We start from the raw sequence: 13737 nt of genomic DNA, 5'->3' as shown, positions 1-13737 counted from the left end.
TCGATACGCCGGAGCATCTGCGGACGCTCCGGCGTACCATTTTTACAGGGAAGACTTCTGCCCCAACAGGTCTGTCATGCTGCGCAGGCTGATGCCTCGGTGCTTGTGGCCGCCGAGGCGATTTCAAACTGTGCAGAAATCCCCGCCTTTTCCACTAAGGCCTTCATCACAAATTCCGCCATAGGGCTGCGGCAGATATTCACATGATACTGATTTATTGAATTTACTGCAACATAATCTTGAAGTTTATGTAATGTATTTCGGTAACAAAGGTATTCAGCAAAGACCGTTTACGCTATATCATTTTTTGAGTAATTCCAATGCCCCGTCCATTGGTACGCAGTCTGCATATCGTTCAGGCCAGAGAAATTCATTATAGTAATGGTAAGCCTGTTCCCTAGTCATGTACTCATTGTCCTGCGTAGAATTTGCATAGGCAGGAACAATCATGTGTAAGCCATGCTCAAAACCAGCTTTTCAAAAGCTCCATCACCTGGTCATCGGTCAGCTCCCCCGGGCAGATCAGAAAACTTTCCAGCATCCCCCCGCGCGTACAGACAAAACGATTTTCATTATGCTGCATTCATTCTGCCGGGCTTATGAAAAGGCAGGCATTTTTCTTGCTTTCATCATCCTGCAAACAGACGATGAAGCACTACTGGGTATTAATATCAAAAAAGTCTTTATTTGAGTTCAGAATTCATTGAAGATCAAAGGATCATTCGGATTGCAATTACTGTATGAATATGCTATGATTACATTGAAAACCATTTGTGTTTCAACTGATCAAACAGGGAGCGTATGAACAGCCATGAAGCGTTTGCAGGATATTGCAGATCAAGTTGGTGTAAGCCGGACAACAGTGTCCAATGTGCTGCACGGCAACACCAAAAAAGTCTCCAAGGAAATGATCCGGAAAATTTCGGAAATTCTGAACCAGGAGGGCTATGTCCCGAATACATCTTCCCATGAGCTGACCCGCAAAGGGTCCTGCATCATTGGACTGGTGCTGGGCTACAGCTGTATCCACGGCATCCCTTCTCTGCGCGATACCTTTGTGGCAGAATTTCTGTCTGGTGTAGAAGAGACAGCCCATCGAAACGGATATTATGTCATGCTGATCAATGGCCATGACCAAAATACGGACCGGATGGCAGAGATTGCCTCCCGATGGAATGTGGATGGTCTTGTCGTCCTGGGACTGGACGAAAAGAAATACAAGGAGCTGCGCAGGCAACTCAACAAATATATGGTCCTGATTGACACCTATCCCGAGGCGGAGTACCACTACGTCAACGTGGGAACTGATGATTTTGGCGGCGGCGCCATGATTGCAAAGTATCTGCTGGACAACGGGTACACCCAGGCCATCTTTGCCGCCGAGTGTGATACCGGCGCAGACCATTACCGCTGGAAAGGATTTCAGCATCAGATGCGCTCTGCCGGGATTGACTGCGGAGAAGAGCGCCATATTCTTCTCCCCGAGGATCTTTCTCTGCGCCGTGTCATGTACGGCCACTATTTGGATTGCTTTGTCCAGGCCGGGGCTGTGGCCCTGGCCTCTGACTATGATGCGGCGGAAGTGATGAATTATCTGGAGGACCACGGCATACAGGTGCCGGAGCAGGTCTCCGTCACCGGGTTTGACGACTGCATCTATGCAGAACTCATGCATCCCCCTCTGACGACCGTGCGTCAGAACGTCCCGGCCAAAGCAGAGGCCGCCGTGGAACTGCTGGTGCGTCTGATTCGGCAGGAACCGGTGGAGTGTAAAAATTATGTTCAGCCTGTTGAACTGATCCGCCGCAGCTCGGTGCGCGAATCAACCCCCAACGCCGCGCCCTGGTCAAAAAATCTGCACAAAACCCACAAATAATTCTTGTGGTATTTGCCAGTTTCGTAGGAAACGTTGCGCAAAACCCTTTTCAAATCCTCTTCGGTTTTGTATAATGAACTCGTCAGAAAGACACGCTGCGCAGCCTGTCAGAACGAGACATATACAAACTGGAAGAGGATTTGTTTTTTGTATCCTGGATGGAGCAGACAAAAAATGAATTCCGGAAAATCTGACTGAACATCGTGGAGGATTTTATCATGAGAAAGATTTCGCGCAGATCATTCTTGAAGGCCGCTACCGTTGCCTGCGCACTCACCGCACTGACCGCCTGCGGAGGCGGCGATGAATCTGCCGCCGCTTCCGTGGCCAAGGACGAAAACGGAGCCTATGTGGACACCCTGACCATCACCCTGGGCCGTTTTGCGGAACCTTCTGCCGCTGCCCTGTTCCCTGAAGGCCAGACTTTTGAAGACAACGCCTACACCCGTTACATTGAATCCAAGCTCAACGTGGATCTGGTGGACAGCTTTGAAGCAGGCGGCGACGCTTACACCAACCAGCTGGCCACCTGCGTCGCCTCGGGTGAACTGCCCGACATCCTGACCGTCAACAGCTACGACACCTTTGTCGAGATGGTGAACAACGGCCTGACCTATGACCTGACCGATGTGTACGAGGAGTATGCCTCTGACTACATCAAGAGCCTCTACGATTCCTACGACGGCCGCTGCCTGGGCATGGCAACCTTTGACGGCCGGCTGATGGGTATTCCCGGCACGAACCCCGACAACAGCGTCCCTGTCCTGTGCTGGATGCGCAAGGACTGGCTGGACAAGCTGGGCATCAACCCCGACCCCGACGGCGACCTGTGCATCACGCTGGATGACATCGCCGCTGTGGCCAAGGCCTTTGTGGACGCCAATGTAAGCGGCGGCAACCACACCGTGGGCATGGCTTTTTCCGGCAATGATATCGCCGATGCCATGTGCATCGCCAACGCCATGGGCGGCTACATCGACCGATGGATCGAAAATCCCGATGGCACCATGAGCTGGTCCACCCTGGCGCCCGAAGTCAAAGCTGCCTGGGCCAAGATGAACGAGTGGTACGAGGAGGGCATCCTGGATCCCCAGTTCGGCACCCGCACCACCGAGGACATCAACGCCATGATGATCAACAACGAGCTGGGCATCGTCTTTGGCGCATGGCATATCCCCGACTGGCGTCTGAGCAGCGTCAAGGCCCTGGTGCCGGAGGCCGAGTACATCGCCTATACGGTGGCCGATGACAACGGCATCGTCCACACCTACCACGAAAACGCCGCCGACCGGTTCCTGGTGGTCAGCAAGGACTGCAAGTATCCCCAGGTGGCAGTGGAAATTCTGAACATCCTCTATGACGATCTGGCCCGCGCCACCGCGGAAACCGCGCCGGATGTCATCGCCTACATCAACGCCGGCGGACACAACGAGGGCCGTCCCTATTACATGGAAGTCCTGCCCTCCAACAATCCCTCCATTTACTACACCGAGCATATGGCCGTCATCAACGGCGAGATGACCCCTGAGGAAACCACCATTGCCGAGAACAGAGGCTCTTCCCAGGCCATTCTGGACTACCTGAAGGATCCCCAGAACGTCACCGAGAAAACCCTGGGCGGTTGGCACTTCTATGAGTCCCGCATCATCGGCCTGGGCGCATCCATCGAGGCGCTGGAAAAGAACGGCAACGCCGAGTGGATCACCCCCAAGTATCCCCCCACCACCCCCACCAGCGAGCAGAAAAAGGCAACCCTGGACAAGACCGAGCTGGAGGCCTATGTGGCAATCGTGACCGGCGCACAGCCCATCGATTATTTCGATACCTTTGTCAGCGAATGGAAGCGTCTGGGCGGCGACGCAATCGCCCAGGAAGTCCAGGAATACTTTGCACAGTAATAAAGGGGGTGGAACCGGATGAAAAATCAGGTCAAAAAGAGCCACGCAAACCAGGCCTATCAACTGTATTACCACGGCATGATGCTCCCTGGTTTCATCTTCCTGATTCTGTTCAACTTTGTTCCGATGTTCGGCGTCATCATGGCCTTTCAGGACTACAGACCCGCCAAAGGGTTTTTCGGTTCTGACTTTGTGGGCCTCAAACATTTCAAATACCTGTTCGAAATGCCAGACAGCTTTGAGCTGTTCCGCAACACCCTGATCATCGCCCTGGGCAAAATCGTCCTTACCACCATCATGTCCATCGCCTTTGCGATTCTGCTCAACGAGGTCAAGAACCGGGCCCTGAAAAAGTCGGTTCAGACGGTGGTTTACCTGCCTCACTTCCTGTCCTGGGTTGTGCTGGCTCTGGTCGTCAAGAATCTGTTCAGTGTGGACGGCTCCATCAACGCAATGCTGGGCACCTCGCTGAACTGGCTGGGCAGCAACTCCCTGTTCCAGCCCCTGCTGATCCTGACCGACACCTGGAAAGAGTTCGGTTATGGCTCCATCGTCTATCTGGCAGCCATCACTTCCATCGACTCGACCCTTTACGAGGCTGCTTCCATCGATGGCGCCACCTGGTGGAAAAAGGTCTGGCATGTCACCCTGCCCGGCATCCGCACCACCATCGTCCTGATGGCCGTCATGAATCTGGGCAACATCCTGAACGCCGGTTTCGACCAGGTCTATAACCTGTACAGCGCATCGGTCTATGCCACCGGTGATATTCTGGATACCTATGTGTACCGCGTCGGCCTGCAGGGCCTGCAGTACAGCTTCGGTACCGCCGTGGGCCTTTTGAAGTCCGTGATCGCCTTTGTTCTGATGATCGGCGCCAACAAGCTGGCTCAGAAGTACACCGACAGCAAAATTTTCTAAGGAGGTCCGTCCGGCAATGAAAGTTGATAAATTCCGCACTGTCATCATCTACATCATTATTATTCTGCTGGGCCTAGTCTGTCTGCTGCCGCTGCTGAACATTGTTGCCATCTCCTTCTCCTCCTCTGCAGCAGTGGAAGGCAACATGGTAGGGCTGATCCCGGTGGGATTCAGCACCGCAGCCTATGAGAAGATCCTGGAGGACTCCCAGTTCTGGCACTCCTTCCTGATCTCGGTGGAGCGGGTTGTGCTGACCCTGATCATCAACTTTGTGCTGATCGTACTGATGGCTTATCCCCTCTCCAAAACCAACGCACAGTTCCGGGGCCGCAACATCTATGCAAACCTGATGATTTTTGCCATGCTTTTCAACGGCGGCATGATCCCCACCTTCCTGCTTGTCAAATCCTACGGCCTGCTCAATACCGTCTGGGCCCTGGTTTTGCCGGGAGCCGTGCCCATCTTCAATGTCATCCTGGTGATGAACTTCTTTGCTGCCGTTCCCAAAGAGCTTGAGGAAGCCGCCTTCATTGACGGCGCCAACCCGCTCCAGGTTCTGACCAAGATCTTCATCCCCATTTCCAAGCCGGTTCTGGCTACCGTATCCCTGTTCAGCATTGTGGGCAGCTGGAACGACTTCTACAGCGGCCTGATCTACATGTCCAAAGCCGCCTATTATCCCCTGATGACCTATATCCAGAGTCTGCAGATCAACGTGGAAGATCTGATCAAGCAGGGCAATCTGTCTGCCGTGGTGGATTCTGCCTCCCTGGGCAACACCAACCTCAATGCAGCCAAGATCGTTGTTGCAGTTATCCCGCTGCTGCTGATCTATCCCCTGCTGCAGCGGTACTTCGTTTCCGGCATTGTGGTGGGCTCGGTTAAGGGCTAATTTATATTCTTGCTAATTTATATTCTTTCAGAGCGCTCCGGAGACGGGGCGCTCTGTCTGACAAAACAACCATTCAATCACTTTTATTTGGGAGAACGGTATGATTCAAAAGTATCTCTATGGTGTCCCCTTTGATACCGAATCGGTGGTCGCACCAATCCCTGCAAGCCAAGGCGAACCCCCTGTGGGAACGGTCAAAACCAGCGAGTCCGGCTTCTGCTTTGCCTGCCCCCTGGCGGAGGGCGACCGGGTCTACGGCCTGGGCGAAGCCAACCGCGGCATCAACAAGCGGGGCTTTGTCTACGTCAGCGACAATGTAGACGACGGCCTCCACACCGAAAACAAGCAGCGAATGTACGCCGCCCACAACTTCATCGTGATCTTGGGCCAGCAGAATCTGGGGCTGTTCTTCGACTATCCCGCCCGGATTCGGTTTGACATCGGCTTCACCCGCAGGGATTGGCTGGAAGTCACCTGTGAGCGGGCCGACCTGGCCCTTTACGTCATCACCGGCGACAGCGCCTGCGATGTGGTCAAGCAGTTCCGGGCCATCATCGGCCGCAGCTACATCCCGCCCAAATTTGCCTTTGGCTTTGGCCAAAGCCGCTACGGCTACAAGACCCAGGCCGACTTTGAAGAGGTGGTTGCCAAACACCGCCAGGCCCACATTCCCCTGGACATGGTGTACATGGACATCGACTACATGGACCACTACAAGGACTTCACCGTCAACCCGGAGGAATTCCCCGATTTTTCCGGCTTTGTATCCAAGATGAAAGAGCAGGGCGTCCGGCTGGTGCCCATCGTCGACGCCGGCGTCAAGGAGGAAGCGGGCTATTCGGTCTGCGACGAGGGCAAGGAAAAGGGCTACTTCTGCAAGCGGGCCGACGGAACCGATTTTGAGGGAACCGTCTGGCCGGGGTGGAGCCACTTCCCCGACGTGCTGAACCCCGAGGCCCGGGCCTGGTTCGGCAGCCAGTACAAGGCTCTGACCGACTGCGGCATCGAGGGCTTCTGGAACGACATGAACGAGCCCGCCATCTTCTACTCCCGGGAGGGGCTGGCCGAGCGGCTGGATCATCCGCCGGTTCCCCATGAAGACGGCACCATCGATCATTTTGGCCAGGCCATCGGCTGGCTCAATCTGTCCAATGCGCCGGAAGACTACGCCCGCTTTTATCACAAGGTGGACGGCAAAATGGTCCGCCACGACCAGGTCCACAACCTCTACGGCTACAACATGACCCGGGCCGCCTCGGAGGGGCTGGCCAGCATTGCCCCGGGCAAACGGTTTCTGCTGTTCTCCCGGTCTTCCTGCATCGGGATGCACCGGTACGGCGGCGTCTGGACCGGCGACAACCACTCCTGGTGGAGCCACCTGCTGCTGAACCTCAAGATGCTGCCCTCCCTCAATATGTGCGGTTTCCTGTATGTGGGAGCCGACCTGGGTGGCTTCAACGCCGACACCAGCCGGGATCTGCTGCTGCGGTGGCTGGCGCTGGGGGTGTTCACCCCCCTGATGCGCAACCACTCGGGCAGCGACACCCGCCGGCAGGAGTTCTACCAGTTTGAGGGCCCCGAGGACTTCCGCAGCGTCATCGAGACCCGCTACCGGCTGATCCCCTACCTCTACAGCGAATACATGAAGGCAGCGCTGAACGGTGATATGCTGTTCAAGCCCCTGGCCTTCGTCTACCCAGAAGACGAGATCGCCCTTCAGACCGAGGACCAGCTGATGCTGGGCAATGAGGTGATGATTGCCCCGGTCTACACCCAGAACGCCACCGGACGGATGGTGTATCTGCCCGAGGAGATGCTGTTTGTCAAGTTCGGCCCCGAGGGCCGCATCACACAGGAAGTCCTCCCCGCCGGCACCCACTTTGTGAAGGTGGCCCTCAACGAGGTGCCCCTGTTCATCCGCAAAGGCGCCTGCATCCCGGTGGCGGACCCCGCCCAGACGGTGGCCGACATCGACCCCGCCACCATCCGGATGATCGGCTGGCCCGGGGCCAGCTATGACCGCTACGACGACGACGGGGTCACTATCCCCGCAGAATAAGGAGGCATTACCATGGACCGCAAATGGTGGAAAGAAAGCATCGTATACCAAATCTACCCCAGCAGCTTCCAGGACTCGGACGGGGACGGCATCGGGGACCTGAACGGCATCCGTTCCCGGCTGGATTACCTGAAGGATCTGGGGGTCAATGTGCTGTGGCTGTGCCCCATCATGGACTCCCCCATGGATGACAACGGCTACGACATCTCCAACTACCAGACCATTAACCCTCGGTTTGGCACCATGGAGGACTTCGACGCCCTGCTGGCCGAGGCCCATCAGCGGGGCATCCGCATTGTGATGGACCTGGTGGTCAACCACACCTCGGACGAGCACCCCTGGTTTATCGAGAGCCGTAAGTCGGTGGATAACCCCTACCGAGACTACTATATCTGGAAGCCGGGCAAAGACGGCCACGAGCCCAACAACTGGGGCGCCAGCTTCGGCGGCTCGGCCTGGAAATACGACCCCCAGACCGATATGTATTACCTGCACCTGTTCTCCCCCAAGCAGCCCGACCTGAACTGGGAGAACCCCAAAGTCCGGGACGAAGTGTTCAACATGATGACCTGGTGGTTTGACAAGGGCATCGACGGGTTCCGGATGGACGTCATCAGTATGATTTCCAAGGACCAGCGCTTTCCGGATGGCGAGAAACACGGACTGTATGGCAATGGCGGTCCCTACTATGTCAATGGGCCCCGCATCCATGAATTTTTGCAGGAGATGAACCGGCGGGTCCTCTCGAAATACGACATTATGACGGTGGGCGAGACCCCCGGTGCCACGGTGGAAAACGCTCCCCAGTATGCGGGGCTGGACGGCAAGGAGCTGAACATGGTCTTCCAATTTGAGCACGTCGGCATTGGGGACGGACCCCTGGGCAAGTGGACCACCCAGCGCTACGATTTTATGCAGCTCAAGAGAATTCTCAGTCACTGGCAGACCGGCCTGGACGGTAAAGCCTGGAATAGCCTGTTCTGGGACAACCACGATCAGCCCCGGGCTGCATCCCGCTGGGGCGATGACTCGCCCCTCTCCGCCAAGATGCTGGCCACCTGCCTGCTGAGCCTGCAGGGTACTCCCTACATCTATGAGGGCGATGAACTGGGGATGACCAACGCCTATTTCAAAGATCTCAGCCAGTACCGGGATATCGAAAGTCTCAACGCCTTCAAGGAGCTGACCGGCGCAGGCTTGATTTCTGCAGACGAAATGATGGAGTGCCTAGCCCTCCGCAGCCGGGACAACGCCCGCACCCCGGTCCAGTGGGATGACTCCCCGAACGCCGGTTTTACCACCGGCACCCCCTGGATTGAGGTCAACCCCAACTATACCGCCATCAACGCTGCCGCCGAGGAAAAAGACCCGGACTCGGTGCTCAACTACTACAAGCAGATGATCACCCTGCGCAAGAGCCATTTGGGGCTGATTTACGGCTCCTTCCAGCTTCTGGCCGAGGAGAACCCCCAGGTCTTTGCCTACCGGCGTACCCTGGCCGAGACCGGCGAGAACTACCTGATCGCTTGCAACTTCTCAGACAAGGACGCGGCCTTCACAATTCCCGCTGATTTTGCGGGGGCCCGGCGCCTGATCGGCAATTATCCTGACACCGCTTCCACCGGCGCTGTGACCCTGCGCCCCTATGAGGCCTTTGTGCTCCAGAAGTAAACCAGGTGATACCCTATGAATGACTTTTTCGACCTGGATGCCCCTCTGTTCCGTTTCTTAACCCGGGTTGCGGATATGGTGATTCTCAGCCTGCTGTGGCTAATAGGAAGCCTGCCGCTGTTTACCTTGGGCATTTCCAGCACAGCCCTCTATTATGCAGTGAACAAGTCCCTAATTGAGGACCGGGGAACGGTCAGCGAGGAATTTTTCCGGGCCTACCGCCGGAGCTTCCGACAGGCAACTTTGAGCTTTCTTGCTCTGGCAGTGCCGGAGAGCATTCTGCTGGCTGACTGCTTTATGACCCATTACCTCAAGGGGCAACAGGCAGTGACGGGTAATCTCTGGATCATTTTTACGGTGCTGAGTACTTGTGGGCTGGCCTGGATGATCTACAACGCAGCCTATGCGGCAAGATTCGACGACCCGGTCAAAAAGACGGTGTTGCAGTCCGGTGCCATGGCATTGCTCCATTTTGACAAAAGTCTGCTGCTTTTGGTGGTGCTGGCTGCGTTCGGCCTGCTGACAGCATTCTGCCCGCCGCTGATCCTTCTGGCACCTGCCGGATATGCACTGTTTGCCCGGTGGGTCCTTGAGAAAAAGGTGTTCTATCAATATCTTCCCGATATAGACGATGGCATAGACAAGGAGAATAAAGACTGTTCCCATCAGGATTGACCTTTCCTCCAATTTGACCATTCTTTTCTACCAAAGGCAGGGGGCCTGACAGATGATCTGTCAGGCCCCCTGCCAATTATTGATGGGGCCAAAAGTTGTATACCGGGCAGCTCACCCTGTGGTGCCCATTTCCTTCATTTGCTCCACCGCTTCCTGCTGCACCAGCAGCCCAGCTGAGAAGCCAATCTTGAAGTGGCACTCATTCTCCTCGCACTGGGCGATGAAAGCCTGATCCTGGAGTTCTTCTACTAGGTCCCGTTGGCTGCTTTGGGCCGTTTCCACAGCCTCAGCTTGTGGGCAATGTTCCAGGTATCCTGATCCACAATGGCCTCATGGGTGTTTGGGAAGATCATCAGCTCGTCGGCAGTGGCAACCCGGCGCTGCTTGGTCTTGAAGTTCTCACAGATATCCTGCCATGGCAAACAAACAAGATCTTCTTCATCTTACTCTCCCAGCACCTCGCCCAGTGCCAGAACAGCGTTGCGGACGCACTCCGGGCACGGGCACAGCGGTGCGCCGTTCTCTATCCCCTTCAGATCCTTGCAGATGGTAGCACCGCACTTTTCCTGAAAGTTTTGCAGCAGTTCCTTAGAAATGCGGGGTGTGCCCTTGCCGTCGGTGACGATGCCCGCCACCATCACAGCGCCGATCAGTGCGCCGCAGGTGCTCTCCATGCAGCCCATGCCGGCGGCATAGCCTGCGCCCAGCTTCATCAGGGTGTCGGCATCCACCGGCAGCTTGTCCTCAAATGCCTTCATCACCGCCTGTGCACAGTTGCACTGTCCAGCAGCTTTCCATGCGGCAGCCTGTGCCGCCCGTTCTTCGATGTTCATTTTACAGTCCTCTTTCTTTGATGAATCGTAGTTTATTCGACATTATCATAAAATTCCTGTAACACTGTTGCCAATTCCTCCGGAGATTCTATGTTTGCTTCATGACCTGCTTTCAGAAGTTCATGGAAGTGGGAATCGCTCAAATAACTGGCAAGTTCCTTTGAGGCTTTTTTGTTTGCGTTGTCCTTTTCCCCACAAACGATCAATGCCGGACAGGACACCTTACATAATGAATCCCTGAAATCCAATTCCGTCATCGTACCGCACAAGCTGATCACATCGGCTTTTTTGAGGCCAAATTGCCTGAACATTGTATTCGGCATAAAGCGAAACAGCATATTCTGGAACTTCAATAGCTTTTCAGGCATTTTATATTGTGCTGCAATTAGCACCAGTGCCTTTACTTTATTCGGATGGTCTATCGCATAATTAAGTGCTAGAACAGCACCCAAGGAAAGCCCGCACAAGACGATTTCGTCATTTTCCTTGTTGCACTCTTCTGAGAATGCAGTATACAGCTCCTTATAGGTAGCCGCTTTTCCTTCCAGCATCTCTGCCAAGCTCAAGCTGGCGCTTCTATCCGAGACCGTCGTTTCTTTTATCACTCTATCCCAACTGTCTGGTTTTTGTCCCAACCCATGCAAGTATAAAAACTTCATCTAATTTCCGCTCTCCTTCACACGTCCTGCTGCTTCCTTTCCAGCGCTTCAAAGTGATACCGGGGCTTACCTTTGCTCTTTTTGCCGTACTCGATGGCCTCTTTGGGGCAGTAGCAGATGCACGCCATGCAGTGGGTGCAGTTCTTGCCCCAGATCGGCTTTCCGTTTTCCAGACGGATGTTGCTCAGCGGGCACAGCTCCACGCACTTACCGCAGCCGATGCAGGCATCCGTTGCCCGGAAGGCCTCCGCTTTTACAAAAAACCGATAGAACACCGGGTTTACCGGGCCGCTCATAAAGCGGTCGTAGAGGTTGTCTCTCGGCGGGGGAAATTCCTGCCCGGCCTTGAGCTGGGTCAGCACCTTCTGAAGTTCAGGCTCTGCCTGCTCCACGATGCTCTTTGCCTGCTCTTTTTGGGGCGCATTGAACATGGCAATGTAGTTTTCCGGCATAATGATCTGGGCTGTGCCCATATACTGCAGCTGCTTTTGCGCCGCAAGCTGCCGGTTATAGCCTGCCGCATTGCCGATCTCGCTGCCGCAGTCCATCACAAACCAGATACGCTCTGCCCCGGTCAGCGCGGTCTTGCCCAGCCACTCTGACACCACCCGGGGGATGCGCCATGCGTAGGTAGGCGTGACCAGCACCACATCCCGCCCGGTCTGCACCGGGGCGGTATTTCCTGCCTTGATGCAGGTGTTCAGGTCGTAAAGCGGCATCTCCAGCCCTTCGGCAATGCGCCGCGCCAGATATCGGCTGTTACCGGTTCCCGTAAAATAAAGTACCATGGCTGCTCCTTCGTTTTTTGTGTAGTTTTCAGTTGCCTGTCCGCCCGGCAAGCTGGAATTTGACACTTTGTATTTATTGAGAATACTCTTGAAACCATTTTATAAAGCGTGATTTATTGAAAATAATGAATTTATATAGTTCTCCATTTTTCATATTAACTGTTGCAATTGGAAAGACTATCCACTTCCAAGAGATTTCTTTTATTTCCTGCATCGGCAAAACTAAATTTCTGTATTTTTTGCCAACTGTAAGCTTGTTTGTCTTGTAAGTAAGCGACTGACTATCGAGGTACAGACCTCCTCCAACTATGCCATTGTGACACAAACTGCAAACAAAAGATTTCATAGAAACCTCCCTCCATTAAATTCCGAGTTGTCGCTCTCCGTATGCCATAGTCTCCGCACGCAAAAAAAGCCCTTTGCGGCAAGCTGTGCGCTTACACCTCGCCCGCAAACTTCATGCCCCAGCTCATGCGGGTGTCGTACATCAGGCGGGTCAGGGCAAGGCTGTCCTGCGGGGTGTAGCGGTCGCTGTCGGTACGCCCCAGCTTGACGCAGCGGCTTGCTTCCCGGATCTCGTACTCAAAGCCGTTGATGTCCACCGGGCAGCGGATGACCTCCGGCTCTTTGCCCTCCACTTCCAGCGTCATGGTCTCGGCGTGCTGGAAATCCGGCAGGAAAATACTGCCCTTGGTGCCAAGGATGCGGGCATTGCGCTCCAGCTCCTGCCCGATGGTCTGGACAGACTCTGCCATGCAGCCGCCGGGGTAGGTCAGCGCAAGGCGGCTGTAATCGTCGGTGCCATACTCATTGATGTGCACCTCTTTGGTCTCCACCTTCTCCGGGTCCTGCCCGGTAAGGATGCGCAGAAAGCCCAGATTGTAGATGCCGATATCCAGCAGCGCACCGCCGCCCAGACCGGAATCAAACTTGCGGTCCTTCCGGGCACCGGAGGCCACAAAGCCGTACTGACAGGTGATTTGCTTCAGCTCCCCGATGGTGCCAGCAGTAAGGATCTCGCGCAGGCGGTCGTACAGCGGCAGCAGCCAGATCCAGAACGCCTCCATGAGAAAGCGGTTCTTTTCCTCCGCCAGACGATACAGCTCCTGCGCCTGTTCCGGGCGGATGGTAAAGGGCTTCTCGCACAAAACGTGCTTGCCCTGCTCCAGACAGAGCTTGCAGTTTTCGTAGTGCAGGGTGTTGGGGGTGGCAATATAGATAGCCTCCACCTCCGGATCTGCGGCAAGGCCTTCGTAGGAGTCATAGCGGCGGGGAATGCCGTACTGCTGTGCAAACGCCTGTGCGCTTTCCATGTGCCGTGACCCCACGGCAACAAGCTGCTCCCCCTCTGCGCCCATTTGTTCCACCGTAGACGCAAACTTTTTGGCAATGGTGCCGGTGGCTAAAATTCCCCACTTCATAACGGTACCTCCCTGTTTATTATCGCAATTTTCAAAAATAGTGC

14 protein-coding genes and 1 pseudogene are annotated in these 13737 nt (G+C 55.1%); 8 read left to right on the top strand and 7 right to left on the bottom strand.

Annotated features, from left to right (window positions below):
• Nucleotides 1-95: 95 nt before the first annotated feature.
• Nucleotides 96-218, bottom strand: a pseudogene (locus tag P0G09_RS01785) (phosphotyrosine protein phosphatase); the annotation flags it as partial.
• Between the two features lie 230 nt (nucleotides 219-448).
• Between P0G09_RS01785 and P0G09_RS01780 the strand changes: the two are divergent.
• The 8 genes from P0G09_RS01780 to P0G09_RS01745 all read left to right on the top strand — a co-directional run bounded on the left by P0G09_RS01780 (nucleotide 449) and on the right by P0G09_RS01745 (nucleotide 9992).
• On the top strand, nucleotides 449-691 hold the full coding sequence (locus P0G09_RS01780) for a hypothetical protein (protein WP_275251956.1): 243 nt from the start codon (nucleotides 449-451) through the stop codon (nucleotides 689-691).
• 120 nt (nucleotides 692-811) lie between these two features.
• Nucleotides 812-1876: a LacI family DNA-binding transcriptional regulator gene (locus P0G09_RS01775; RefSeq protein ID WP_275251760.1), complete on the top strand. Its 1065-nt coding sequence runs from the start codon at nucleotides 812-814 to the stop codon at nucleotides 1874-1876.
• Between the two features lie 218 nt (nucleotides 1877-2094).
• A complete protein-coding gene (locus tag P0G09_RS01770) occupies nucleotides 2095-3774 on the top strand; it encodes a substrate-binding domain-containing protein (protein WP_154277494.1) in 1680 nt (559 codons plus the stop codon).
• 18 nt (nucleotides 3775-3792) lie between these two features.
• The gene (locus P0G09_RS01765) at nucleotides 3793-4695 is read left to right on the top strand and encodes an ABC transporter permease subunit (protein ID WP_227611912.1); all 903 of its coding nucleotides are present in this window, start codon (nucleotides 3793-3795) and stop codon (nucleotides 4693-4695) included.
• Nucleotides 4696-4711: 16 nt separating this feature from the next.
• The gene (locus P0G09_RS01760) at nucleotides 4712-5587 is read left to right on the top strand and encodes a carbohydrate ABC transporter permease (RefSeq protein ID WP_117477024.1); all 876 of its coding nucleotides are present in this window, start codon (nucleotides 4712-4714) and stop codon (nucleotides 5585-5587) included.
• A 100-nt stretch (nucleotides 5588-5687) separates the two neighbouring features.
• Nucleotides 5688-7646, top strand: a complete 1959-nt coding sequence (locus P0G09_RS01755; protein WP_275251759.1) for a TIM-barrel domain-containing protein — start codon at nucleotides 5688-5690, stop codon at nucleotides 7644-7646.
• 12 nt (nucleotides 7647-7658) lie between these two features.
• Nucleotides 7659-9317: an alpha-glucosidase gene (locus P0G09_RS01750; RefSeq protein ID WP_275251758.1), complete on the top strand. Its 1659-nt coding sequence runs from the start codon at nucleotides 7659-7661 to the stop codon at nucleotides 9315-9317.
• A gap of 15 nt (nucleotides 9318-9332) precedes the next feature.
• Nucleotides 9333-9992 carry a YesL family protein gene (locus P0G09_RS01745; RefSeq protein WP_275251757.1) on the top strand — a complete coding sequence of 220 codons (660 nt, stop codon included), beginning with the start codon at nucleotides 9333-9335 and terminating at the stop codon, nucleotides 9990-9992.
• Nucleotides 9993-10240: 248 nt separating this feature from the next.
• Here the strand turns inward: P0G09_RS01745 and P0G09_RS01740 are convergent, their stop codons facing one another.
• The 6 genes from P0G09_RS01740 to P0G09_RS01715 all read right to left on the bottom strand — a co-directional run bounded on the left by P0G09_RS01740 (nucleotide 10241) and on the right by P0G09_RS01715 (nucleotide 13693).
• The gene (locus P0G09_RS01740; protein ID WP_342760507.1) at nucleotides 10241-10414 is read right to left on the bottom strand and encodes a recombinase family protein; all 174 of its coding nucleotides are present in this window, start codon (nucleotides 10412-10414) and stop codon (nucleotides 10241-10243) included.
• 21 nt (nucleotides 10415-10435) lie between these two features.
• Nucleotides 10436-10825, bottom strand: coding sequence for a C-GCAxxG-C-C family protein (locus P0G09_RS01735; protein WP_275251756.1), 390 nt, complete (start codon nucleotides 10823-10825; stop codon nucleotides 10436-10438).
• 32 nt (nucleotides 10826-10857) lie between these two features.
• The gene (locus P0G09_RS01730; RefSeq protein ID WP_275251755.1) at nucleotides 10858-11484 is read right to left on the bottom strand and encodes an alpha/beta hydrolase; all 627 of its coding nucleotides are present in this window, start codon (nucleotides 11482-11484) and stop codon (nucleotides 10858-10860) included.
• Between the two features lie 17 nt (nucleotides 11485-11501).
• Nucleotides 11502-12272, bottom strand: coding sequence for an EFR1 family ferrodoxin (locus P0G09_RS01725; RefSeq protein WP_275251754.1), 771 nt, complete (start codon nucleotides 12270-12272; stop codon nucleotides 11502-11504).
• 73 nt (nucleotides 12273-12345) lie between these two features.
• Nucleotides 12346-12618 (bottom strand): hypothetical protein, encoded by a 273-nt coding sequence (locus P0G09_RS01720; protein ID WP_275251753.1) that lies wholly within the window; start codon nucleotides 12616-12618, stop codon nucleotides 12346-12348.
• Nucleotides 12619-12709: 91 nt separating this feature from the next.
• Nucleotides 12710-13693, bottom strand: coding sequence for a Gfo/Idh/MocA family oxidoreductase (locus P0G09_RS01715; protein ID WP_275251752.1), 984 nt, complete (start codon nucleotides 13691-13693; stop codon nucleotides 12710-12712).
• Nucleotides 13694-13737: the final 44 nt, after the last annotated feature.

Source organism: Faecalibacterium sp. DFI.5.82, assembly GCF_029076575.1.
In the GTDB taxonomy this organism is placed as follows: domain Bacteria; phylum Bacillota; class Clostridia; order Oscillospirales; family Ruminococcaceae; genus Faecalibacterium; species Faecalibacterium duncaniae.
The sequence above is the reverse complement of the archived record's forward strand: the minus strand, read 5'-3'. Positions and strand labels throughout refer to the sequence as shown.

Bases quoted from the DNA above. Each gene is read 5' to 3' on its own strand.
- P0G09_RS01780 (WP_275251956.1), top strand. From the start codon at position 449: ATGTGTAAGCCATGCTCAAAACCAGCTTTTCAAAAGCTCCATCACCTG.
- P0G09_RS01775 (WP_275251760.1), top strand. From the start codon at position 812: ATGAAGCGTTTGCAGGATATTGCAGATCAAGTTGGTGTAAGCCGGACA.
- P0G09_RS01770 (WP_154277494.1), top strand. From the start codon at position 2,095: ATGAGAAAGATTTCGCGCAGATCATTCTTGAAGGCCGCTACCGTTGCC.
- P0G09_RS01765 (WP_227611912.1), top strand. From the start codon at position 3,793: ATGAAAAATCAGGTCAAAAAGAGCCACGCAAACCAGGCCTATCAACTG.
- P0G09_RS01760 (WP_117477024.1), top strand. From the start codon at position 4,712: ATGAAAGTTGATAAATTCCGCACTGTCATCATCTACATCATTATTATT.
- P0G09_RS01755 (WP_275251759.1), top strand. From the start codon at position 5,688: ATGATTCAAAAGTATCTCTATGGTGTCCCCTTTGATACCGAATCGGTG.
- P0G09_RS01750 (WP_275251758.1), top strand. From the start codon at position 7,659: ATGGACCGCAAATGGTGGAAAGAAAGCATCGTATACCAAATCTACCCC.
- P0G09_RS01745 (WP_275251757.1), top strand. From the start codon at position 9,333: ATGAATGACTTTTTCGACCTGGATGCCCCTCTGTTCCGTTTCTTAACC.
- P0G09_RS01735 (WP_275251756.1), bottom strand. From the start codon at position 10,825: ATGAACATCGAAGAACGGGCGGCACAGGCTGCCGCATGGAAAGCTGCT.
- P0G09_RS01730 (WP_275251755.1), bottom strand. From the start codon at position 11,484: ATGAAGTTTTTATACTTGCATGGGTTGGGACAAAAACCAGACAGTTGG.
- P0G09_RS01725 (WP_275251754.1), bottom strand. From the start codon at position 12,272: ATGGTACTTTATTTTACGGGAACCGGTAACAGCCGATATCTGGCGCGG.
- P0G09_RS01720 (WP_275251753.1), bottom strand. From the start codon at position 12,618: ATGAAATCTTTTGTTTGCAGTTTGTGTCACAATGGCATAGTTGGAGGA.
- P0G09_RS01715 (WP_275251752.1), bottom strand. From the start codon at position 13,693: ATGAAGTGGGGAATTTTAGCCACCGGCACCATTGCCAAAAAGTTTGCG.